Raw genomic sequence first — 252 nt, 5'->3', positions numbered from 1 at the left:
AAATATGGGAAATTGGATGTTTGAAGACGGCTCGGGCATGTCTCATAAAAATCGAATCTCTACAAATGAATTAACCTTATTATTATTAAAAGAACGTGATGAACAAAATTACGACCTATTATACAATGCTTTGCCTGTAGGAGGACAAAAAGGTCGATTAGTTGGAGGGACTCTTAAAAATCGTTTTACTCAAGCACCTTATCTAAATAAAGTACATGCAAAAACGGGTAGTATTACAGGAGTCTATACATT

Annotated in this window: 1 protein-coding gene; it reads left to right on the top strand. The window is 34.1% G+C overall.

Going from position 1 to position 252, the window contains the following annotated elements; all coding sequences use genetic code 11:
- Positions 1–16: 16 nt before the first annotated feature.
- On the top strand, positions 17–252 hold a 236-nt coding region (locus SB764_RS42820; RefSeq protein ID WP_410867152.1), incomplete at its 3' end, for a D-alanyl-D-alanine carboxypeptidase.

This window comes from Paraburkholderia sp. SIMBA_027 (assembly GCF_046535315.1).
In the GTDB taxonomy this organism is placed as follows: domain Bacteria; phylum Pseudomonadota; class Gammaproteobacteria; order Burkholderiales; family Burkholderiaceae; genus Paraburkholderia; species Paraburkholderia tropica.
This window is presented reverse-complemented; position numbering and strand designations above follow the sequence as displayed.